Genomic DNA, 21,825 nt, shown 5'->3' on the forward strand with positions numbered 1-21,825 from the left:
ACGGTGGCCCCGCTCAGCCGGCTGGGGCGATCTCGGCGATGTCCATCTCCCAGACCGAGTTGTACACGGCGCCGGAGACGTCATCCGCCGTCGAGATGTTGCGACCGGGGACGATCAGCGGCACGAAGGGGCCTTCTGCCTGCATCGCCTCGGCGAACTCCGTGAAGGCGGACGTCCGCTGGGCGGGATCCGTCGCGCTGGCGGCCTCTGCCGCGATGCCGGCGATCGTCGGGTTCGCCTCGGCTGCCCAGCCGCTGCGCAGGCCCACCTTGAGGCCGGGGCCGAAGGGCAGGAAGTTCGCCGAGTCGGCGTAGTCCGGACCCCAGAACCACAGGCCGAAGCCCTCGGTGCCGTTGACGTACGCGTCGAGTTCGGTGGCGAACGGCGCGGGTGCGAGCTCGACCGTGATGCCCGCATCCGCCAGCTGGGCCTGCACGCGCTCGGCGAGCGGGGTGAACTCCACTCCGCCCACGGGGTAGTCGTTCGGGAACTGCAGCTTCAGGGTCTGACCCGTGTAGCCGGCCGCGGCGAGCGCCGCCTCTGCCTTGCCGAGGTCCTGCTCGATGCCGCCGTCCAGCGCGCCTTCGAACCCGGGCGGGATGACGCCCGTCGCCTGCACGGCACCGGCACCGGCGAGTTCGAGCAGAGCGTCGTAGTCGAGCGCGTAGCGGATCGCCTCGGCGAGCTTGACGTTCGCGAGTTCGCCGGCGACGGCTTCCGACTGGTTCAGCAGCAGGAAGATGGTCTGGCCGGACGGCACCGACTCCACCTGGAGTCCGCCGCCGAGGTTCGCGACCTGGTCGCCGTTGAGGTCCATCGCGACCATCGAGTCGCCGCCCTTGAGGTTGGCGAGCTGCGTGGCGCTCTCGGTGACGTTGCGGATGACGACCCGCGAGTAGCCGGCCTCCTCGTCGCCGTTGTACTCGTCGTTCTTGGTCAGCACGATCTGCGAGGCGAGATCGAGCGTGTCGAGCGTGAACGGCCCGGACCCGGCGGACTCGCCGTCGAGGAACTTCTGGGCGCTGTCGCTGCCGTCGATGCTGCCGCCGTTCTCGATCACGACGTCGGAGTTGACGATGCCGAGTGCCGGGTTGGCGAGGATCGCTGGCAGCTGCAGCAGCGGCGTCTCGGTGGTGAAGGTGATCGTCTTCTCGTCGACCTCCGCGATGGTCACACCGGCCAGCAGGAAGTTCGGCTTCGCGTCGGCCATCCCCTGGATGCGCTGCAGCGTGAACACCACGTCCTTCGCCTCGACCGGCGTTCCGTCGGAGAAGACGCGATCGCCTTCGAGCGTGAAGGTGAACTCGGTCGCGGCGTCGTTCTGCTCCCACGAGGCGAGCCCGGGGACCGGGGTGGACACGTCGGAACCCTCGAAGTCGACGAGCGTCTCGTACAGCGCCTTGGCGAGCATGTTGCCGGTGGGGTCGTAGGTGTGGCCGGGGTCGGCGGTCTCGACGGTGAACGCGGTGTCGATCACGAGCGAGTCCCCGGCGGCGGAGTCACCGCCGTTGTTCGCGGAGTTCCCTCCCGAGCAGCCGGCGAGGGCGAGGAGCGCGACGGCTCCCAGGGCGATGAACGATGTGCTTCGGGGCGACATCATGGCGGCCTCCAAGGGCGAGGAGTACATTCGGGTAGGTCGACATCGAGTGGACGACCGGGTTCAGATTCCCACGATAGGCGGCGATCCGTCTATCAAGAATGGGTAACGCTGTCACGATCTGGTGCCAACCACACCTACAAGGAGCATTATGTCCAGCAGAGTCTCGGAAGTCCCGAAGCAATCTGGACGAAGTGCCATGCCGCTGGACGACGTGTCCTACAGAATCCTCGATGTGCTGCGTGACAACGGCCGGGTCTCGATCGCGTCGCTCGCCGAACGGGTGGGCATCTCGAGGGCCAGCGCCTATACGCGGATGGAGACGCTCGTGCACGACGGGGTGATCACCGGGTTCAGCGCGCGGGTGGATCCGGCCAAGGCCGGGCTCTCGATCGCCGCGCTCGTGTTCGTGACGGTGATGCCGCAGGCCTGGGAGTCCTTCCGCGAGCAGGTCACTGAGATGCCGGACGTCGAATGGTGCGCCATCACCACCGGCGAGCACGACGCGATGCTCCTGATCCGTGCCGTCGACGTCAGCGGCGTGCACGAGTTCTCCACGGGAGTCATCGCGCAGCTGCCGGAGGTGCGCACGGTCGTCAGCGTCGTGGTGCTGGACGAAGTGATCCGCCGGGCGTACCTGCTGCCGTCGGACCTTCCGGAGCGCCGCACCGAGATCCCGCTGGGCATGACCCGCTGGACGCCGGCGTCTCCCGGCCGCGACACGCTGCCGCCGCGCTGATCGGCTTTCTCAGCCCGCGAGGATCTCCTCGCACACGCTGAGCTGGGGAAGCCCGTGCATCTCGTAGTGCTCGACCAGACGGATCGCTCCGTCGTCGGTCAGCTCCAGGTCGCTCTCGCCATCGCCGGTGACGACCGCACCGGATGCGGCGAGCACGTGCACGAAGGAGACCCAGATGGTGTCGCCCGTGCGGGTGCCGACGAACTTCCCGAATGTGACGGTGTCACCCTCGTACCCGCCCCAGATCGCGCCGTCGCGTTCGAAGTATTCGAAGATGCTCGGAGCCTCGTGATCGACCGCCGAGGTCGTCGACGACACCATCCGGAATCGGCGGCCGTCGAGGGAGGCGATGCGTGCGGGGGAAGTCATGCTCCGATTATGGAGGAGCCGCCCGAAGACGCTCGGGCGGGTTCTTCGGGTGTCTCCTGCGGCCACCCGGCGCACGAACGAGGCGAGACGAAACGTTCGCCGAAGCTCCCGTGGGGTGCGTTTTGTCTGACGCACGCAGGTACCGTGGGTCGCATGCGATGGACGTCTGACACCTCGGCCGGAGACTGGCTGCGCGAGCGGCTCGACGACGGCCCTCCGACGGATGCCTGGACGATGCACGTCGTCGTGCCGCGCGGATACCCGGCGTATGCGCGCGTGTTCCACCCCGCGCACCGCGACCGCCCGGTCGGAGACGAGTGGCCCGGACTCCCCTACGATGCGCACCGCGACGCGTGGGATGCCTTCCAGGCACGCGACCCGGAGATCATCGGTGATCGGGTGAGCTGGACCGACACCGCCGCATCCATGGGCACGACGATGCATCCCGGAGCTCAGTGGCAGCACCTCGTCGCGCCAGGGCGCATCATCGAGAACGAGGACGGGCCCCGGGACAGCGCGGGATGGCGGTACTTGGATCCGCCGATCGGTCGGCTGGAGATCGAGCCGCTCGCCGCCGTCGCCGAGCACCTCGTCACGCACACGTCGACCCCGGATGCCGGCTGGGCCGCCGTCTGGGAGGGGTGGGGCGGCCTCCTCGGATTCCGCGGCCACGGCCCGTCACGAGGGTTCTACTCCTTCAGCGACGACCCGAACCATCAGGCGATGCTCGATCGCAGCGGCCGCGACCCCTTCAACAGCGTGTTCCGGAGAAAGACGTGGCAGGAGGGGATCCTCTCCCGCGAGATCTCCGAGGGCCCGAGGCTCCAACTCCCCCATCGGGGGCACGTCTTGTTCTCTGCCGCACCGCGGTCCTTCGCGCACCCCGACTGGATCCTCGACGCACCCTGGCGGGACCGGCCGGCCGAAGAGCACGGCTTCCCGCCGTCGGCGCAGAGTCCCAGCATCCTGTGGCCCGACGACCATGCCTGGGTGCTGGTCAGCGAGGTTGACTTCGATTCGACGATCATCGCGGGGTCCGTGGAGCTGGTCGAGGCGATCCGCGCCGACGATCGCCTCGAGGCCTTCCCGATCGACGAGGGTTCCGAGCTCACCTGGGATGCGGATGAGGTGAACGCGTGACCGCTCCGCAGCCGTCGGTGGCCTTCGACGCCCGCCCGCTCACGGAGCCGGTCGACGCGCGCGCGGTGAGCGCCTTCGCCGCCGAACTGCGGGCACGAGGCTCATCCGGGGCGTCGGCGTCGACTGTCATCGCCGTCGTCGCGCTGGTCATCGCCGGGATGGTGTTCATTCCGGTCGCATCGACGATCGCCCTCGCGATGAGCGCGTCCAGCAGATCGCCGTGGATCGCTGCCATCCCGCTGGCCGTCCTCGCCGCGATCCTCATCGGCGGCGGCGTACTGGCATGGTTCGGCTATCGCGGCGCGCGCGAGCGGCGCTACCGCCTCAACCGCTTCGCTCAGGCGAACGGCATGAGCTACGAGGCGAAGGTCGCCGACCCGCCCCTGCCCGGCATGATCTTCAGCATCGGTGGCGGACGCGTCGCGAAGGATCTGGTGCGCGGCACCGCACCGCGGTTCGTCGAGTTCGGCAACTATCAGTACACGGTGAAGTCGGGGAAGAACTCGACCACCTACACCTGGGGCTACGTCGCCGTGAAGCTCGATGTGCCGCTGCCGAACATCGTGCTCGACGCCGAGGGCAACAACTCCGTGTTCGGGTCCAACCTGCCGGCGTCGTTCCACAAGGAGCAGCGCCTCTCCCTCGAGGGCGACTTCGACAGGTACTTCACGCTGTACTGCCCGGCCGGCTACGAACGCGACGCTCTCTACCTGTTCACGCCCGACATCATGGCGCGCTTCATCGACAACGCCGCGCAGCTCGACGTCGAGATCGTCGACGACTGGCTGTTCCTGTACACGAAACGCCAGGTCACCACGCTGGATTCGGCGACCTGGGCGTGGCTCTTCGGGGCCGTCGGCGCGCTGATCACGAAGTTCGACCAGTGGGCGCGCTGGCGCGATGAGCGGCTGCTGCTGGAGAACCCGGGTGTCGCGGCATCCGCACCGGGTACCCATCAGGCGCTGCCGTTCGCGGCTCCCGCCGGAATGCTGACGCCTCCCCCGGGTGTCGCGGCGCAGGGGCGTCGCCTGAAGCGGCGCTTCACCTGGGTGCCGATCGTGGTCATGGCCGCGTTCGGCATGCTCTGGTTCTGGATGCAGCTGCGCTGAACCGGGCGAGGGGGCAAGACCGGGTGTCGGGGTGGGCGCCTGTGGGGACAGACGTCCACCCCGTCCCCCCTCGGGATCAGAAGAGAATCGACTCCCCCTCCGAACGACGGCAGAGCCGTCAACGCCGGCGATCAGCTGGGGACTGACACTTCACGGCGCGTGTGGGAAAGGGTATACCCGCCCAGGTTGCGCGCGGTTGCGTTCATGCGCCTGCATGCGACGCGAGGCCGAAGTACTCCAGCTCGGCCTCGCTCAGCATCCGGGAGCGGATGAGGAATCGCATACCGGTCGGCCCCTCGACCGAGAAGCCCGCGCCACGTCCCGGTACGACGTCGATCGTGAGATGCGTGTACTTCCAGTACTCGAACTGCGACTCCGACATGAAGACCTCGACAGGTGCATCCAGTCCCACGTCGAGTGCACCCAGCAGCACATCGCTCGGGCCGGTGAGGAACATCCCCACCGGGTAGCACATGGGTGATGAGCCGTCGCAGCATCCACCCGACTGATGGAACATCAGGGGTCCGTGCTGCATCGAGAGCTCGCGGACGAGGAATGCGGCGGCATCCGTCACGGCGACCCGCTCCTTTTGACTGCCGGCCATGTCGCCCCCTTTCTCGTGTCGGATCCCGGCGGATGCCGAAGCGCCCGCCGGGCGGATGCGATTCAGAAGAAGCCCATCGGGCCCTCCGCGTAGGAGACGAGGAGGTTCTTCGTCTGCTGGTAGTGATCGAGCATCATCTTGTGGTTCTCGCGACCGATGCCGGACTGCTTGTACCCGCCGAACGCGGCATGCGCCGGGTACTGGTGGTAGGTGTTGGTCCACACCCGACCCGCCTCGATCGCCCGTCCCGCGCGGTAGGCGGTGTCGCCACTGCGGCTCCAGACACCGGCGCCGAGGCCGTACAGGGTGTCGTTGGCGATGGAGATCGCGTCGTCGAACCCGTCGAAGCTCGTGACCGAAAGCACCGGGCCGAAGATCTCCTCCTGGAAGATGCGCATGTCGTTCGTGCCCTCGAAGACGGTCGGAGCGACGTAGTAGCCCTCGCTGAGGTCGCCGCCGAGGTCGACCCGCTCGCCGCCGGTGAGAAGACGCGCACCGCCCTGCGTGCCGATGTCGATGTAGCTGAGGATCTTCTCCAGCTGGTCGTTCGATGCCTGCGCGCCGATCATCGTGGCGGGGTCGAGCGGGTTGCCCTGCACGACCTTCTTCACCCGCTCGAGTCCGTCCGCGAGGAAGCCATCATAGATCGAGCGCTGGATGAGGGCGCGGGACGGGCATGTGCACACCTCCCCCTGATTCAGGGCGAACATCGTGAAGCCCTCGAGCGCCTTGTCGTAGAAGGGGTCGGTGGTCGAACGCGCGACATCCTCGAAGAAGACGTTCGGGCTCTTTCCACCCAGCTCGAGCGTGACGGGGATCAGATTCTGAGAGGCGTACTGCATGATCAGGCGCCCGGTCGTGGTCTCACCGGTGAAGGCGACCTTGCGGATGCGCTTGTGCTGGGCGAGCGGCGCACCCGCCTCGATGCCGAAGCCGTTGACGATGTTGACGACGCCGGCGGGGAGCAGATCGCCGATGATCTCGAAGAGGAAGAGCAGGGATGCGGGGGTCTGCTCCGCGGGCTTGATGACGATGCAGTTGCCCGCGGCGAGCGCCGGCGCCAGCTTCCACACGGCCATCAGGATCGGGAAGTTCCACGGGATGATCTGCCCGACCACGCCGAGCGGCTCGTGGAAGTGGTAGGCGACGGTGTTCTCGTCGAGCTGGCTGATCCCGCCCTCCTGCGCCCGCAGCACACCCGCGAAGTAGCGGAAGTGATCGATCGCGAGGGGGATGTCGGCGGCGAGCGTCTCGCGCACCGGCTTGCCGTTCTCCCAGGTCTCCGCGACGGCGATCTCCTCGAGGTGCTGCTCGATCCGGTCGGCGATCCTGTTCAGGACGACGGCGCGTTCGGCCGGACTGGTCTTCCCCCAGCCCGCGAACGCCTTCCAGGCGACATCGACAGCCCGGTCGATGTCTTCGCTGGTCCCGCGTCCGACCTCGGTGAACGGCTTGCCGTTGACGGGGCTGATGTTCTCGAAGTACTGCCCCTTCGCGGGTTCGACGAACTCGCCGCCGATGTAGTGGCCGTACCGGGGACGATAGTTCGCGACGGCTCCGGGCTGACCGGGGGCGGCGTAGGCGGTGGACACGTCTTCTTCGACGATGGTCATCCTGACTCCTTCGACGGGCCGCGGCTTCGGTGCTCTGCGGCTGTGCTCAGAACGTAGCTCCGCCGGGGTTGCGCGAGGATGCGCAACGTTGCGGGTACTTGCGCCCGGCCGGGTCAGCTCGTTCCCGTCGCGAAATGTCCCGGTATTCGCGCTGAACACCGGGCCTTTTCGCGACGGGAGCGGTGGATGCTGGCGCCGCGGGTCGCTAGTCGGATTCGAGGCGCGTGATGCGGGCGACCAGGGCGGCGCGCTTCGGTGAGCGTGCCGGCAGCATCTCCAAGGCCAGGCGGAGTGTCGCGGCGTCGTTCTGCCCCTCGGGTATCTCGGCGTAGGCGAGCAGCACGTCCAGGCTGGCCTCAGACAGCATCACCTCGCGCAGTGCGCCGCGCACCGACTCGCGGAACTCCTCGACCCCTGGGGAGGTCGACTCCGGCAGCACCGGCCCGCGATACGCCGTCAGCGCCACACGGTGCGCACCGCGGTCCAAGAGCGACAGCACGTCCTGAGCATCCGTCTCGAGCACGATCGGCAGCCGGTACGGCCGCGAATCCGGGACCAGCCCGGGCGCGTGCCGCTCGAGCACTTTGCGCAGGCGCACCATCTCGGGACGAAGGGTGTCGACCGAGGTGTCCGGACCGTAGACGAGTTCGGCCAGGCGCTCGGCGGAGAGCCCCTGGCGATGCACGGCGAGCATCAGCAGGATCGCGGCGTGGCGGGCGCTGAGCTCGATCACCGATTCCTCCGATGCCGCCTCGGTCTCGAGCCGGGCTCGGTCTCGCCCGAGGACGTGCAGGGTCGCCCGGGTGGTCGGCCTCGCCCGCGTCGAGGTCGAGGCCGGCCGAGGAGTCTCGCTGCGACGGCGCAGTCGAGCCACCATGAGTTCGGACTCCACCGCACGTGCGGTCGCGTCGACGAGAAGGCGCGCCTGCGGCGAGACCACCTCGTCGCCTCCGGTGATGTCGATCACCCCGAGCACGCGCCGCGTCTCCGGGTCTCGCACCGGCGCCGCGGTGCACGACCAGGGGTGCACGAGCCGGTTGTAGTGCTCGGCGCCGCGGATCTGCACCGACTGCCCGAGAGTCAGGGCGGTGCCCGGTGCGGCCGTGCCGACGGCATCCTCCGCCCAGTTCGCTCCGGCGACGAATCCCATGTCGCCCGTGAGCGAGCGCACCTGACGGTCGCCCTCGACCCAGAGCAGACGGCCGGCCTGATCTCCGACCGCGATCACGACGCCGGAATCCTCTTCACTCGCCCCGAGCAGGAGAGAACGGATCATGTCCATCACCGACGCCAGCGGATGCGAAAGCCGATACGCCTCGATCTCCTCGGTGGCGAGCTCGAGCCCCGGCGCGGCCTCCGGCCCGACCCGTCCTCGCAGCGATCGCTCCCAGGACTCGCGCACCAGCGGGCGCACCTGCAGGAGTCGCTTGTCTTCGAGGTTCCCCGCGATCAGCTCCTCGTGCGCGCGCTCGATGAGCAGACGCGATGCCTCCGGAAGGGCATCACCCGAAGGGTGCCACGGCGCGGCCACGAAGTCTCCGATCGTCGGCGGGGAGCGCTCCCAGTGTACGAGCCGGATGCCGCGGGCGGAATGGCCTCGAGACCGGTGCGTTTTGTCGGTCGGGAATCGCGATCGTCGGCGGAGAAAAGGGTTTCGGGGCCGACATCTGTGATCTGAGCCGACAGATGTACCGGAACGACTGCCGACAGCGAGATGCGTCCGGATGCCCACGAACGGCTCAGCCGCGGGCGGCCCACCACTCCCGGAGCCGCTGCTCGGCGACGTCCGCGCCGAGCACGCCCTCGTCGAGACGGAGGTCGAGCAGGAACCGGTAGGCCTCGCCGACCTCGCGGCCCGGCTTGATCCCGAGGATCTCCTGGATGCGGTTGCCGTCGACCTCCGGGCGGATGGAGTCGAGCTCCTCCTGCTCGCGGAGCGCCGCGATGCGCGACTCGATGTCGTCGTACGCGCTGGAGAGCCGTGCGGCCTTGCGCCGGTTCCGCGTGGTCACGTCGGCACGCGTGAGTATGTGCAGGCGCTCCAGCAGGTCGCCGGCGTCTCGCACGTAGCGGCGCACCGCGGCATCCGTCCACGCGCCCTCGGCGTAGCCGAAGAAGCGCAGGTGCAGTTCGATGAGGGTGGCGACGGCATCCGTCGTGCCGCTGTCGAAGCGCAGGGACTGCATCCGCTTGCGCGCCATCCGCCCGCCGACGATGTCGTGGTGGTGGAAGGTGACGACGCCGCCGTCCTCGAGCTTGCGCGTGCGGGGCTTGCCGATGTCGTGCAACAGCGCGGCGATGCGCAGGGCGACATCCGGCTCGGCCCCCGGGTTGCGGGCGTGCTCGAGTTCGATCGCCTGAGTCAGAACGGTGAGCGAGTGCTCGTAGACGTCCTTGTGGTGGTGGTGCTCGTCGACCTCGAGGCGCAGCGCGCTCACTTCGGGGAGGAACTCCTCGATGAGGCCGGTGTCGACGAGGGCGCGGATGCCGCGCACGGGGTCGTCGGTCTGCATGAGCCGCACCAGTTCGGACTGGATGCGCTCCGGGCTGACGATCGTCAGCGTTTCGCGCAGCCGCGTGATCGCGTCGGTCGTCGCCTCTTCGATCTCGAAGCCGAGCTGCGCGCTGAACCGGGCGGCCCGCAGCATCCGCAGCGGGTCGTCGCCGAAGCTCACGCCCGGGTCGGCCGGGGTGCGCAGGATGCCGGCGACGAGGTCTTCGACGCCGCCGGCCGGGTCGACCAGCTTGACCGCCGGCACCTGCAGGGCCATGGCGTTGACGGTGAAGTCGCGGCGAGCGAGATCCCCCTCGATGGTGTCGCCGAACTCGACGGTCGGCTTACGCGTGACGCCGTCATAGCTGTCGGCGCGGTAGGTGGTGATCTCCACCTGCTCGCCCTGGACGCGGGCGCCGATCGTGCCGAAGGCGCGGCCGATGTCCCAGTGCGCAGTGGAGATCGGCTTCACGATGCGGAGGATGTCGTCCGGCCGTGCGTCGGTGGTGAAGTCGAGGTCGTGGGTCTCGCGTCCGAGCAGCGCATCGCGGACCGGGCCGCCCACGACGGCGAGGTCGAAACCGGCGTCGGCGAAGGCGCGCGCGAGCGTCGCGACGACGGGGTGCGCGGCGAGCGCGCCGAGGCGGGCCAGGCCGTCGGCCATATTGAGCATGGGTTCCAGCGTACCGGGGTGCCCCCGTACTCCCGGCGGAGGCCGATATATAGGATCAGCCTCATGACTGACACAGACGGCCCAGCGGCGGACGATCTCGCGGCGAGCAAGCGTGCCACCTCCCGGCGCGATTTCTTCAAGATCGGCGGGGCCGCCGTCGCGGGTGCCGTGGCGGGCGGCGTCGGCGGGGCGGCGATCGGGAATGCGATCGGCGAACGTCATGGCTTCCTCGAAGGATCCAACGACTTCGGCGCGCTCGCTCCGCGGCATGCGCCCGGATTCGACCACCTCGTCGTCGTGATGGGTGAGAACCGGTCCTTCGACAATCTGCTCGGCTACCTGTACTCGAAGGAGGACCTGCCGGAGGGGCAGACCTTCGACGGCCTCAACTTCGGCGACTACGGCAACTTCTCGATCGACGGGACGACGTGGGTCCCCACCCACATCTACCAGGGCGACACCGACAAGATCATGGGCTACCCCAACCCCGACCCCGGTGAGGAGTATCCCCACGTCAACACCCAGCTCTTCAACACCGTCGTGCCCGAGACGAACGCGGCGCTCTTCGTGGAGAGCATGGAGCATCCGTTCAACGCTCCGCAGAACGGCGAGAAGGCGACGATGGGCGGCTTCCTCACCGACTACATCATCAACTACATGCGCCTGAAGAAGGGCACGGCTCCCACCCCCGAAGAGGCGAACCAGATCATGGGGTCGTTCTCCCCGCAGATGCTGCCGACGCTGTCGACGCTCGCGAAGGAGTTCGCGGTGTTCGACAGCTGGTTCTGCGCCGTGCCGTCGCAGACGTTCTGCAACAGGCACTTCTTCCACGCTTCCACCTCGCACGGCTTCGTCACGAACAAGCACGGCGGCGGCTACGACAAGTGGATCGATGCGCCCCCCGTGCCGACCGTCTTCAACCGGCTCGAGGACGCGGGCCTGAGCTGGAAGGTGTACTTCGACGAGCTGCAGATGGTGTCCTTCACCGGCGTGCTGCACGCACCCGTGCTGGAGAAGTTCTGGAAGACCGAGCATTTCGGCACGATGGACGACTTCTACGCGGATGCCGAGCACGGCGAACTGCCCGCGTACGCGTTCATCGAACCGCGCATGGTCTACAACCACAACGACTTCCACCCGCCGTTCGGAGCGCTGCACGAGAGCGACGTGTACGGCTCCGAGGTGATCAACAGCGCGTTCTCCGACGTGCGCGCGGGCGACGAGCTCATCCACGACATCTACACCGCGATCCGGCAGAGCAAGTCCGAGAAGGGCTCCAACGCCGTCAACACGATGCTGCTGATCACCTTCGACGAGCACGGCGGATGCTACGACCACGTGCCGCCGCCCGAGGCGACCCCGCCGAACCCGGCGGACGGTCCCGGCGAGATGGGCTTCGAGTTCGATCGGCTCGGCTGCCGCGTTCCCGCCATCGCGGTGTCCGCGTACACCCGAAGCGGTACCGTCATCAACGACGAGATGCACCACGGTTCGGTGATCGCGACGCTGAGCAGGCTGCACGGTCTCAAGCCGCTCACCCGGCGCGACGCCACCGCGAACGACCTGTTCAACGTCATCAACCTCGACAAGCCGCGGCATCCTGCGGACTGGCCCGAGACGAGGCCGTCGTTCAACCCGGAGAACCCCGAGGCGATTCCGCCGCACCCGGCGCACGCACACAAGGACAAGCCGCTCACGCCGCCTGCCCACGGCCTGCTGGGTCTGCTCCTGTCGCGATACGGACTGCCGGGCGACAAGGAGCCGCAGACCTACGAGGATGCGTACGAGCTGCTGCACAAGCACGGGAAGGGCCTGTTCGGCGTCGACCAGGGGTGAGGACGAGCCCCCGGCATGAGACAGAGTTTCCGGCATGAGACCAGGGCCGGGCGGGCTCTGTCTCGTGCTGGAAGGCCCGTTTCAGGCGGAAATGTCGCTCAGAACAGCGGGTTCTCTCCGCGGGCCTGCGCCAGTGCCGCCGCACGCTTCTTCAAGTGCTGCATGAGGAGCGCGCTGAGCGAAACCCCTCCGATCAGCGCAACGCCGGCGAGCACCCAGACTCCGACATCGGGATCGACGAGTCCGAGCACGTAGACCACCACCACGACGATCAGCAGCACGCTTCCCTCGACGAGGGCGAAGTTGCGGAACAGCCTCGTCTGCCGCTGTGCGTAGTCCTTCTCGACATCTCTCACACGTCCACCGACCGACGAGTCCCCTGTGTAGCTCATGCGTCCCACCGTAGCGAATCAGCTTCGTCGGCCGGAGGGCGGATGCGCTCGCGGTCAGGGCCGCTCAGATGAGCTCGAGGAACAGAAGCCTCTCCCGCTCGTCCCAGGGAACGGCGGGCGAGAATCCCAGTCCCCGATACATGCGGATGGCCGGCTCGCGCCAGTCCCACACCGACAGTCTCACCGGGCGAGCGGCGTGACGAAGGGCTTCACCGATCAGTGCGCTTCCCACGCCATGACCTCTCGCCGGCGGCGTCGTCCAGAAACGCTTGATCTCCGACACCTCGGCACCCCTCGAAACCACGATGATCCCGCGATCCACTCCGTCGACCGACGCCACGAGCACACGCATCCCGGCCAGCGACTTCTCGGGGTCCGTGATCTCATGGGCGTAGCGATCGGGAAGTGCAGCTGCCCGTGGGGTGAGGTCGTGATCCGCCTTCTCCGCCTCCGTCTGCTTGAGGTAGTCCTCCAGCAGGGCGGAGACTGCGGCTTCGTCTTCGGGAAAGGACGCCTCGCGGACGACGACCATGCTCGAGCGGTCCGTCATGCGTCTGAGACGGGATCGCCCTGAACCGGCCCCTCGGTGTTCGGCTTCCAGCCCAGGGCCGGTGCAACGTGCTTCGCGAACGACTCCAGCACGTGCAGGTTGTAGTCGACGCCGAGCTGGTTCGGGATGGTCAGCATCAAAGTGTCGGCGGCCATCACAGCCTCGTCTGCGAGCAGCTGATTGATCAGCACGTCCGGCTCGGCCGCGTAGGTCTTGCCGAAGGTCGAGCGGAAGCCGTCGATGATTCCGACCTGATCGCTGTTCTCCTCGGAGCGCAGTCCGAAGTAGGCGCGATCCATATCGGAGACGAGCGGGAAGACGCTGCGGCTGACCGAGACGCGCGGAGTGCCGGTGTGACCGGCCGCCTTGTAGGCGGCGCGGTACAGGTCGATCTGTTCGCGCTGCAGCTCGTGGAACGGTACTCCCGTAGCCTCGGTGAGAAGCGTCGAGCTCATCATGTTGAGACCGCGGCGCCCGGTGTCCTCGGCGGTCGCCCGTGAACCGGAGCCCCACCAGATGTGGTCGCGCAACGTCGGCGACTGCGGCTCGATCGCGAGGTAGCGCCCGGCGCCGACCATCCGCGGATCGCCGGGGGCGATGCGCTCGCCCTCGATGGCGGCGAGGAACAGGTCGAACTTCTCCCGGGCGAGCACGCTCCCGCGCTCCGCATCCTCTTCATCGACGTACCCGAACGTCTCGTAACCGCGCAGCGCGGTCTCGGGTGACCCACGGCTCACACCGAGCGCGATGCGCCCGTCGGCGATGAAGTCGAGAGCGGCCGCCTCCTCCGCGAACTGCAGCGGGTTCTCGTAGCGCATGTCGATGACGCCGGTGCCGACCTCGATGCGCTTCGTGCGCGCAGCCATCGCGCTGAGCAGCGGCATCGGCGAGGCGGCCTGACGGGCCCAGTGGTGCACCCGCACGTAGGCGCCGTTCACGCCGATCTCGTCGGCGCCCTCTGCGATCTCGATGGTCTGCTTCAGCATGTCACCCGCGGTGCGGGTCGCCGAGCCGGGTACGTCGGCGTAGTGCCCGAACGAGAGGAATCCGAAAGCCTTCATGATCTATGCGAACGAATGGATGCTGCCGGCTATTCCCGTACGCCCGACGATGCGGGCGGCGCCAGGAACCCGTCGAACACGAGCGAGCGGATGCGGGGCTCGAGGTCGGCCCACAGATCGGCGAACGGCACCTCGAACAGGTCGGCGAGCGCGGCCGCGATCTGCATGACCGTCAGTTCGCCGTCGCACGCGCCGACGAATGCGGCGAGCGCCGGGTCGACGGACAGCGTGCGGGAGAATCCGCCGCCCTGACGCAGCTCGATCACGCTCGGATCGTCGTCACCGGGGAGCAGGTGCCTCGCCTCGGTGACGTCGGGCGCGGTCACCAGGGTCGGTGGAAGACCGGCGGCGAGCAGGTCATGCGCCGCGAGACCGTCTCGCAGCGCCCGGCCGACGCCGGACACCGGCTGCGATACGGTCTCGATCCGCCGCAACGGCGAATCCGCCGAAGCCGGGCGACGCAGCAGCACGTAGCCGAAGCCGATCGATGTCACTCCCCGCAGGGCGAAATCGTCGAGCCACGCGGAGAGCAGAGGCGTGAACGCCGCATCCCTCGGGGTCGTGCCGCCGTCGCGGATCCAGAGTTCCGCGTAGCCGAGCGGCGTGAGCTCCTCCCGCTGCACCACCCACAGGTCAAGACCGGCCGGAACCCATGACGACAGCCGTTCCTGGCCATGCGCTCCCGTGCGCGTCTCCCAGTTCCCGAGCAGCTGGGCGACTCCCCCGGGCGTCAGATACGAGGGAACATCACGGATGAACTGCTCGACGAGCGCGTCGCCGACGAGACCGCCGTCGCGGTACTCGTACTCCGGCACTCCTTCGCCGCGCGGCGTGATCACGAACGGCGGGTTCGAGACCACCAGGTCGAAAGCCTCTCCGGCCACCGGCTCGAACATGCTCCCGTGGCGGAAGACGATGTTCGACACGCCGTTGATCCGCGCGTTGAGCTCCGCGTAGGCGAGGGCACGTGCCGAGAGGTCGGTCGCCACGACCGTACGGGCGTATCGGGCGACGAGGAGCGACTGGATGCCGCACCCGGTGCCGAGATCCAGGGCCCGGTCGACCTCGATGGGAAGGATCGTCTCAGCGAGAGTGCGTGATGCGCCGCCGACGCCGAGCACGTGGTCGGCAGGAAGGGCCGTCCCCAGCGCGGTCTCGTCGAGGTCACTGGCGATCCACCACTCCCCGACGCCGTCGGCATCGACGAAAGACTGCGGGCGCAGCAGCGCGCACGGGGTCACCGTCTCCGCGTCGGCGCGGGCCAGACCCAGAGCGGTCAGCCCGTTGAGCCCGAGGCGGGGGACGGCCGCTGCGACGAGGTTCGCCGGCTGAGGCATCCCGAGCACGAACAGTCGTCCGAGCGTCGCGAGTACTCCCTCGTCACCCGAGATCGCGCGCAGGATCGGCTCGCGCATCCCCCGCCCGAGAGCATCGTCGGCCTCTTCTCCCCACAGGCGCCGGAGCGGTTCGGAGCGGAAGTCCGCGGCGTCGAGGTCGGCGGCGAGCGCAGCGCAGTGCAACGGCTCGGGTACGGGCGCAGGGGTGTCGGACACGGCCGTCACTCTACGCGTCTTCAGGGTTCTCCTTCGGTCGCACACCTAGAATCACAGGGTCAGTACTCACGAGCAGCCAGCGTCGCCGGCGTTCGAGGAAGACCCTATGACCGTGATCACTCCCGAAACCGGCCTTCGCGCGCAGCTGCTGCGGCTCGCGCGCGGCGCGGTCGCATTCGCGATCGTTCTGGGCATCTGCGGGATGGGTGCCGCTCCGAGCTACGCCGCGACAGACGCGCAGTCCGAAGAGGGCTTCGTGGAACTTTTCATGTCGGTCGGCCTGAACGGAGCGGTGGCCCCGGGAACGGCCACCACCGCCGAACTGACGGTGCAGAACGGCGCCGACGCCGAACTCTCCGCAGGGCGCGTGGTCCTCGAACTCGGTCGCACTGCGCTCAGCGATGGCGCATCCCTCTCGGCCTGGCTGGATGAAGGGGTGATCGACGCGGTGTTCACCCCCCTGGGCTCCGACGGCACGACCTCCGTCGAGCCCGGCGCCTCCTCCACCACGAGCATCACCGTTCCGCAGGAATCCCTCGCCGACCTCACCCCCGGTGTCTATCCGCTGCGGGCCACACTCAGCGGCACCGACGGCGCCGATTCCGACCCCGCCATCCTGACCGACGTCGCCTCGAGAAGCGTCCTCATCGTCACCGCCGCCCCTGCGCCGCAGGTCGGAGTACTCGTGCCGATCACCGCGACTCCTGCGAGCGGGTCGCTCCTCACCCTCGACGAACTCGTCGCGCTGACCGCGCCGGACGGCGCTCTCACCGCGCAGCTCGAAGGGGTCGTCGGCACTGCCGCCGCGCTGGCGATCGATCCGGCCATCCCCGCCGCGATCCGGGCGCTGGGCACGTCGGCCCCGGGCCGGGTGGTCGAATGGCTGGCGCGTCTCGAGGCTCTTCCGAATGAACGGTTCGCACTGCAGTTCGGCGATGCGGATGCCGCCACGCAGGCCCACGCCGCTCTCCCCGCACTGCTGCAGCCGACCACCCTGCGCGCCTTCCTCGACCCGAAGCTGTTCCCGAGCGCCCCGAACACCGCCTCCCCGGAACCCACGCCGTCACCGACCCCCGAACCCGCCGTTCCCGACGACACGGCACTGACCACGGTCACGGGAGCGATGCCCGGCATCCTCTGGCCGCGGGGCGATGTCACCGGCGACGACCTCGCGACCTTCGCCGGCTACCTCGGCGGGCCCGCGACGACCATCCTGCCCTCCACCTCCATCGACGAGAGAGTGAGCGGGCACGCCGTCGCCGGCGAGAACGACCTCCTCATCACCGACGCCGCCATGTCGGCCGCTCTGTCGGCCGCGGCAGCCGAACCCGACACCGACGCGCGCGCCGGTGCGCTCGCGGCCGCGAACGGGCATCTCTTCCTGGCTGCGCAGAGCGCGCCGGGTGTCCCGCTTCTCATCGGACTCGAGCGCGACGAGACCCGCACCGCTGCGGCCCTGCGCGCCGCGATCTCGGCCGTCGACACTCCGGCCTTCGACCTCTCGGCGCTCCGCTCCGCTGCTCCGTCGGCCGTGACCCTGACGGCAGCCCCGGATGCCTCCCGTGCCACCGCGCTGCAGGCGATGCTGGCCGACGAGGTCACCCTGAACGCCTTCTCGACGATCCTCGACGAACCGCAGCTGCTGCTCGGCCCTGAGCGCATCCAGATCCTCCGGGTGATCGCCGTCGGCAAGACCGATGATGAGTTCACGACGGCCGTCGACGAGCATCGCACCGCCACGCAGACCACTCTGGGATCCGTGGGAATCGAGCCGACGAGCACGATCCAGCTGTTCGGAGCGAATGCGGACTTCGGCTTCTGGGTGCGCAACGATCTGCCGTGGCCGGTGAACGTCCGTCTGCTCGCGCAGCCCTCCGACCTGCGCCTCGACGTGCAGCGCGAGACCGAGGCCCGTGCGGACGCCGCCAGCAACACCCGCGTCAAGGTTCCCGTGTCGGCGCGTGTCGGCAGCGGCGAGCTCGACGTGAGACTCAGCCTGAAGAGCCCGACCGGGGTCGACATCGGCACGACCCGCTACGCGGATGTCTCGGTGCGCGCCGAATGGGAGACCATCGGCCTCGTCATCTTCGGCGGGCTGGCCGCGCTGCTGATCGTCGTGGGCGTGGTGCGCACGGTGCGCCGCCGGCGTCGCAATGATGCGGATGCGGCAGCTGAAGACGTGAAGGCGGATGCCGAGGCGGCACCGCTCGAGGAGGAGCATTGAGCAGTCTCGGCCGGGCCAGCGCCATTCTCGGGGCGGGAACGCTGGTCTCACGGCTGACGGGTCTGCTGCGCACGATCGTGCTGGTCGCCGCGATCGGATCGATCGGGCGGGCCGGTGACGCCTTCGGCACCGCGAACCAGTTGCCCAACAACATCTTCACGATCATCCAGACCGGCATCCTGACCGCCGTGATCATCCCGCAGATCGTCCGGGCCGGGAGCCACAAAGACGGCGGCCAGGCGTTCATCTCGAAGCTGTTCACCCTCGGCACGATCGTGTTCGTCGGAGCGACAGCGTTGGCGATGCTCCTCGCCCCGTGGCTCGTGTTCGTCTACGCGAAAGACTTCACGCCCGACCAGCACGCCCTCGCCACCGCATTCGCCTACTGGTGCCTGCCGCAGATCCTCTTCTACGGCCTGTACGCGCTCGTCGGCGAGACCCTGAACGCGAAACGCGTCTTCGGCCCGTACACCTGGGCCCCCATCGCCAACAACGTCATCTCCATCGCCGGCTTTCTGCTCTTCATCGCGCTGTTCGGCGATGACCGTCGCAACGTCGACATGTGGGATCCGGCGATGATCTCGGTGCTCGGGGGAACGGCCACCCTGGGGATCGCCGTGCAGGCCGTGATCCTGCTCGCCGCTTGGCGAAAGACCGGTCTGCACCTGCGCCCGGACTTCCACTGGCGCGGCGTCGGACTCCGGCACGTCGGCCGGCTTGCGGGCTGGACCTTCGCGATGGTCATCGCCGGCCAGCTGGCCGGACTCGTGCAGGCGACGATCGTCTCGGCCGCGTCTGGCGATCACCCGTCCGGGTTCATGATGATGGCGGCCTGGCTCGTGTTCATGCTGCCGTACTCCATATTCACGGTGTCCATCGGCACCCCGTACTTCACGCAGATCTCCGAACACGCCGCCGAAGGGCGAGACGACGATGTGCGCGGCGACGTCGCCCGCTGCATCCGCGTCGTGTCGCTCTTCATCGTCGTCTCGACGGTGGCCCTGGTCGCTGCATCCGTGCCCGCCACCCGCATCTTCACCAACGACGCCGCCGACGCCGCCGCGGCAGCTCCCGTGCTCATCGCGTACCTCGTCGGGCTCCTTCCGCTGTCGGTGCTGTTCATCGTGCAGCGCACGTTCTACGCCTACGGCGACACGCGCACGCCGTTCTGGTTCACCGTCGTGCAGTGCGCGATCATCGTCGCCACCGCTGTCGCGCTCCCCTCTTTCGTGCCGCTCTCCCAGCTGGCCGCGGGGGTCGCACTCAGTCAGTCGATCGCCGGCATCGTGCAGATGATCATCGCCGTGTGGATGCTGCGTCGACGTCTCGGCAGTCTCGAGCTCGGCCGCACGGCGCTGTCGCTCGGTCGCTACGTCATCGCGGCGATCTCGGCCGGGTTCGCCGGCTGGGGCACCTTCCTGCTCCTGGGCGGGAACACCGGCTGGACCACCGCCGACAAGCTCTTCGGCGCCCTCGGCACGGCGGTGATCGGTGCGGCCGCCGTCGCGGTCTACATCCTCGTGCTGCTCCTGCTGCGCGCCCCGGAGCTCAAGGTCGCCACCTCGATGCTGCGGCGCTTCCTGCCTGGTCGTTGAGTCGGCCGGCTGGGAGCCGGCACCGAATGTTCATGTCAGGGCTCCATCGACGCTGTCTCCGGGAATGACCCGCCGTTACCATGGGTTGAACCAGGGGAACAGACTTTCAGCAACGGAGAGCACATGCGTCAGGTCATCATCATCGGCTCCGGCCCGGCCGGTTTCACGGCTGCCATCTATGCGGCGCGCGCGAGCCTCAACCCGCTGCTCATCGCGAGCTCCGTCGAGGTCGGCGGCGAGCTGATGAACACCACCGAGGTCGAGAACTACCCCGGCTTCCCCGAGGGGATCCAGGGCCCCGAGCTGATGGCCAAGTTCCAGGAGCAGGCCGAGAAGTTCGGTACCGAGGTGCTCTACGACGACGTCACGTCCCTCGACCTGGACGGACCCGTCAAGACGGTCACACTGGGCAGTGGTGCGGTGCACGAGGCATCCACCGTCATCTACGCGACCGGTTCCGCCTACCGCAAGCTCGAGGTCGCCGGCGAGGAGCGCCTCTCCGGTTACGGCGTGTCCTGGTGCGCCACCTGCGACGGCTTCTTCTTCCGCGAGAAGACCATCGCCGTCGTCGGCGGCGGCGACTCGGCGATGGAAGAGGCCACCTTCCTCACCCGCTTCGCGTCGAAGGTGTACGTCATCCACCGCAAGGACTCCCTGCGCGCGTCGAAGATCATGCAGGAGCGCGCGTTCGCGAACGAGAAGATCGAGTTCATCTGGAACAGCGAGGTCGCCGAGATCCAGGGTGCGGATGCCGTCACCGGCGTGCAGCTGCGCTCGACGGTCGACGGATCGCTGCGCGACCTCCCGCTGGACGGCGTGTTCGTCGCGATCGGCAACGACCCGCGTACGCACCTCGTGCACGGCAAGCTCGACCTCACCCCCGAGGGCACGATCTGGGTCGACGGTCGCACGTCGATCACCTCGGTCCCCGGCGTGTTCGCCGCCGGCGACGTCATCGACCCGACCTACCGTCAGGCGATCACCGCTGCCGGAACCGGAACGGTGGCCGCACTCGACGCGGAGCACTTCCTCGCCGACCTCGAGGACGCATCGGTCGAGGTTCCCGCGGCTGAAGCCGCGGAGATCATCGTCGCATGACCCCTCGGGAACACATACCGGTCGCCCGCTGTTGTAGCAGGCGAATCCTACGATCAAGGAGAATTTCTGATGAGTGCACAGGCGACGAGCCAGGCGACCTGGGAGCAGGACGTGCTGCAGGCCGATGGTCCCGTACTGGTCGACTTCTGGGCGGAATGGTGCGGCCCGTGTCGCATGGTCTCCCCCGTGCTCGACGAGATCCAGTCGGAACATCCCGAGAAGATCACGATCCTCAAGCTCAACGTCGATGAGAACCCCGAGCTCGCCATGAAGTACCAGATCACGTCGATCCCGGCGATGAAGGTGTTCCAGGGCGGCGAGGTCAAGCAGACCATCATCGGCGCCAAGCCGAAGTTCGCGCTCGAGAAGGACCTCGAAGCCTTCATCGGCTGACACTCGGCTCTTCATGACGAAGCCCGCCCCCTCCGCTTGGAGGGGGCGGGCTTCTTCATGAGCGCGGCGGATCGCTCAGATCCCGCGGGCCGATAGTCTCCTCGTATGACGACACTCTCACCGAGCAACTCCCGGCTTGGACTCGCGATCACTTCCCTTGTACTGGGGGCTGTGGCGACACTGATGATCCTCGGATACTGGCTCATCGGCGGCTCCTCGGACCAGGGTCTGACGAACGCCGTCGTATTGGCTGTCCTGTTCTTCTACGCATCGGTGGTCGTCGGAGCGGTCGCCGTCATTCTCGGGATCGCGGCGGCCATCTTCTCGCGGCCGAGACTGTTCGGCGCCATCGCGATCGTTCTCGGGGCCGTACCCGTCGTCGCCGTCGTGGTGGCACTGGCTGCGCAGGCAGGCTAGCGACGCAGGCCCCGACCCCGTCTCAGGATGAGACCGTCGGGTCCCATCTCCGGTGCCGTTGCTTCTCGTCGAGCAGTCCCCAGACCGCCGGCGTCAGATCGGGATACTCGAGGGCGATCTGACGGAGCACCCGGTAGTGTCGCGCGGCATTGGGGCGCACGCCGTCGTTCGCATTGATGTTGTCCGCGCGGAGCAGGTAGACGACCAGCTCGTCCACGCTGGGCAGGTCCTCCATGAACTCCCACGGGTCCTCGCCGCCGAGCAGGCGCTCCTGGATCAGCACGGCCAGTTCGTCCGCCGCCTCGGCACGCAGAACTTCGAGACTCGCGCGGCGTGGAATGGACTCTGACACCATTCCAGCCTACGCG

20 protein-coding genes are annotated in these 21,825 nt (G+C 68.2%); 9 read left to right on the plus strand and 11 right to left on the minus strand.

Features of this window, described 5'->3' with window-relative positions:
• Positions 1-13 precede the first annotated feature (13 nt).
• On the minus strand, positions 14-1,600 hold the full coding sequence (locus tag CUR96_RS12295; protein WP_180969019.1) for an ABC transporter substrate-binding protein: 1,587 nt from the start codon (positions 1,598-1,600) through the stop codon (positions 14-16).
• Between the two features lie 211 nt (positions 1,601-1,811).
• Between CUR96_RS12295 and CUR96_RS12300 the strand changes: the two genes are divergently transcribed.
• On the plus strand, positions 1,812-2,336 hold the full coding sequence (locus CUR96_RS12300; RefSeq protein ID WP_245861237.1) for an Lrp/AsnC family transcriptional regulator: 525 nt from the start codon (positions 1,812-1,814) through the stop codon (positions 2,334-2,336).
• A gap of 9 nt (positions 2,337-2,345) precedes the next feature.
• Here CUR96_RS12300 and CUR96_RS12305 read toward each other — a convergent pair whose 3' ends face one another.
• The gene (locus CUR96_RS12305; RefSeq protein ID WP_245861238.1) at positions 2,346-2,705 is read right to left on the minus strand and encodes a hypothetical protein; all 360 of its coding nucleotides are present in this window, start codon (positions 2,703-2,705) and stop codon (positions 2,346-2,348) included.
• 153 nt (positions 2,706-2,858) lie between these two features.
• Here CUR96_RS12305 and CUR96_RS12310 point away from each other — a divergent pair, with 153 nt between their 5' ends.
• Positions 2,859-3,845: a hypothetical protein gene (locus CUR96_RS12310; protein WP_102193594.1), complete on the plus strand. Its 987-nt coding sequence runs from the start codon at positions 2,859-2,861 to the stop codon at positions 3,843-3,845.
• Positions 3,842-4,954 (plus strand): hypothetical protein, encoded by a 1,113-nt coding sequence (locus tag CUR96_RS12315; RefSeq protein WP_102193595.1) that lies wholly within the window; start codon positions 3,842-3,844, stop codon positions 4,952-4,954. The genes CUR96_RS12310 and CUR96_RS12315 overlap by 4 nt, the downstream gene beginning before the upstream one ends.
• 202 nt (positions 4,955-5,156) lie before the next feature.
• On the opposite strand, the gene CUR96_RS12320 is transcribed toward CUR96_RS12315, so the two are convergent.
• From CUR96_RS12320 to CUR96_RS12335, 4 genes are all read right to left on the minus strand, one after another.
• On the minus strand, positions 5,157-5,558 hold the full coding sequence (locus CUR96_RS12320) for a DUF779 domain-containing protein (protein WP_102193596.1): 402 nt from the start codon (positions 5,556-5,558) through the stop codon (positions 5,157-5,159).
• Between the two features lie 62 nt (positions 5,559-5,620).
• Positions 5,621-7,171, minus strand: a complete 1,551-nt coding sequence (gene exaC / locus CUR96_RS12325) for an acetaldehyde dehydrogenase ExaC (RefSeq protein WP_102193597.1) — start codon at positions 7,169-7,171, stop codon at positions 5,621-5,623.
• A 205-nt stretch (positions 7,172-7,376) separates the two neighbouring features.
• Positions 7,377-8,702 (minus strand): GAF domain-containing protein, encoded by a 1,326-nt coding sequence (locus CUR96_RS12330; RefSeq protein ID WP_102193598.1) that lies wholly within the window; start codon positions 8,700-8,702, stop codon positions 7,377-7,379.
• A gap of 208 nt (positions 8,703-8,910) precedes the next feature.
• The gene (locus tag CUR96_RS12335) at positions 8,911-10,338 is read right to left on the minus strand and encodes a CCA tRNA nucleotidyltransferase (RefSeq protein ID WP_102193599.1); all 1,428 of its coding nucleotides are present in this window, start codon (positions 10,336-10,338) and stop codon (positions 8,911-8,913) included.
• A 63-nt stretch (positions 10,339-10,401) separates the two neighbouring features.
• Here CUR96_RS12335 and CUR96_RS12340 point away from each other — a divergent pair, with 63 nt between their 5' ends.
• Entirely contained in the window at positions 10,402-12,174 is a 1,773-nt protein-coding gene (locus tag CUR96_RS12340; protein WP_102193600.1) for an alkaline phosphatase family protein, read from the plus strand.
• Between the two features lie 98 nt (positions 12,175-12,272).
• Here CUR96_RS12340 and CUR96_RS12345 read toward each other — a convergent pair whose 3' ends face one another.
• The 4 genes from CUR96_RS12345 to CUR96_RS12360 all read right to left on the minus strand — a co-directional run bounded on the left by CUR96_RS12345 (position 12,273) and on the right by CUR96_RS12360 (position 15,739).
• Positions 12,273-12,566 carry a hypothetical protein gene (locus tag CUR96_RS12345; protein WP_102193601.1) on the minus strand — a complete coding sequence of 98 codons (294 nt, stop codon included), beginning with the start codon at positions 12,564-12,566 and terminating at the stop codon, positions 12,273-12,275.
• A gap of 64 nt (positions 12,567-12,630) precedes the next feature.
• Positions 12,631-13,116, minus strand: coding sequence for a GNAT family N-acetyltransferase (locus CUR96_RS12350; RefSeq protein WP_102193602.1), 486 nt, complete (start codon positions 13,114-13,116; stop codon positions 12,631-12,633).
• Entirely contained in the window at positions 13,113-14,177 is a 1,065-nt protein-coding gene (locus CUR96_RS12355; RefSeq protein ID WP_102193603.1) for an LLM class flavin-dependent oxidoreductase, read from the minus strand. Before CUR96_RS12355 ends, CUR96_RS12350 begins: the two co-directional genes overlap by 4 nt.
• A gap of 29 nt (positions 14,178-14,206) precedes the next feature.
• Positions 14,207-15,739: a DUF7059 domain-containing protein gene (locus tag CUR96_RS12360; RefSeq protein ID WP_102193604.1), complete on the minus strand. Its 1,533-nt coding sequence runs from the start codon at positions 15,737-15,739 to the stop codon at positions 14,207-14,209.
• A gap of 97 nt (positions 15,740-15,836) precedes the next feature.
• On the opposite strand from CUR96_RS12360, the gene CUR96_RS12365 reads away from it, so the two are divergent.
• The 5 genes from CUR96_RS12365 (at position 15,837) to CUR96_RS12385 (ending at position 21,457) form a co-directional block, all read left to right on the plus strand.
• The gene (locus CUR96_RS12365; RefSeq protein ID WP_102193605.1) at positions 15,837-17,954 is read left to right on the plus strand and encodes a DUF6049 family protein; all 2,118 of its coding nucleotides are present in this window, start codon (positions 15,837-15,839) and stop codon (positions 17,952-17,954) included.
• Positions 17,951-19,549: a murein biosynthesis integral membrane protein MurJ gene (gene murJ, locus CUR96_RS12370; RefSeq protein ID WP_102193606.1), complete on the plus strand. Its 1,599-nt coding sequence runs from the start codon at positions 17,951-17,953 to the stop codon at positions 19,547-19,549. The genes CUR96_RS12365 and murJ overlap by 4 nt, the downstream gene beginning before the upstream one ends.
• A gap of 123 nt (positions 19,550-19,672) precedes the next feature.
• The gene (gene trxB / locus CUR96_RS12375; protein WP_102193607.1) at positions 19,673-20,647 is read left to right on the plus strand and encodes a thioredoxin-disulfide reductase; all 975 of its coding nucleotides are present in this window, start codon (positions 19,673-19,675) and stop codon (positions 20,645-20,647) included.
• Between the two features lie 69 nt (positions 20,648-20,716).
• On the plus strand, positions 20,717-21,040 hold the full coding sequence (trxA, locus tag CUR96_RS12380; RefSeq protein WP_102193608.1) for a thioredoxin: 324 nt from the start codon (positions 20,717-20,719) through the stop codon (positions 21,038-21,040).
• A 105-nt stretch (positions 21,041-21,145) separates the two neighbouring features.
• Positions 21,146-21,457, plus strand: coding sequence for a hypothetical protein (locus CUR96_RS12385; protein WP_146008159.1), 312 nt, complete (start codon positions 21,146-21,148; stop codon positions 21,455-21,457).
• A 22-nt stretch (positions 21,458-21,479) separates the two neighbouring features.
• On the opposite strand, the gene CUR96_RS12390 is transcribed toward CUR96_RS12385, so the two are convergent.
• Positions 21,480-21,809: a tryptophan synthase subunit alpha gene (locus tag CUR96_RS12390; RefSeq protein WP_102193994.1), complete on the minus strand. Its 330-nt coding sequence runs from the start codon at positions 21,807-21,809 to the stop codon at positions 21,480-21,482.
• Between the last annotated feature and the right edge of the window lie 16 nt (positions 21,810-21,825).

The organism is Microbacterium aurantiacum, assembly GCF_002872075.1.
Lineage (GTDB): Bacteria > Actinomycetota > Actinomycetes > Actinomycetales > Microbacteriaceae > Microbacterium > Microbacterium aurantiacum_A.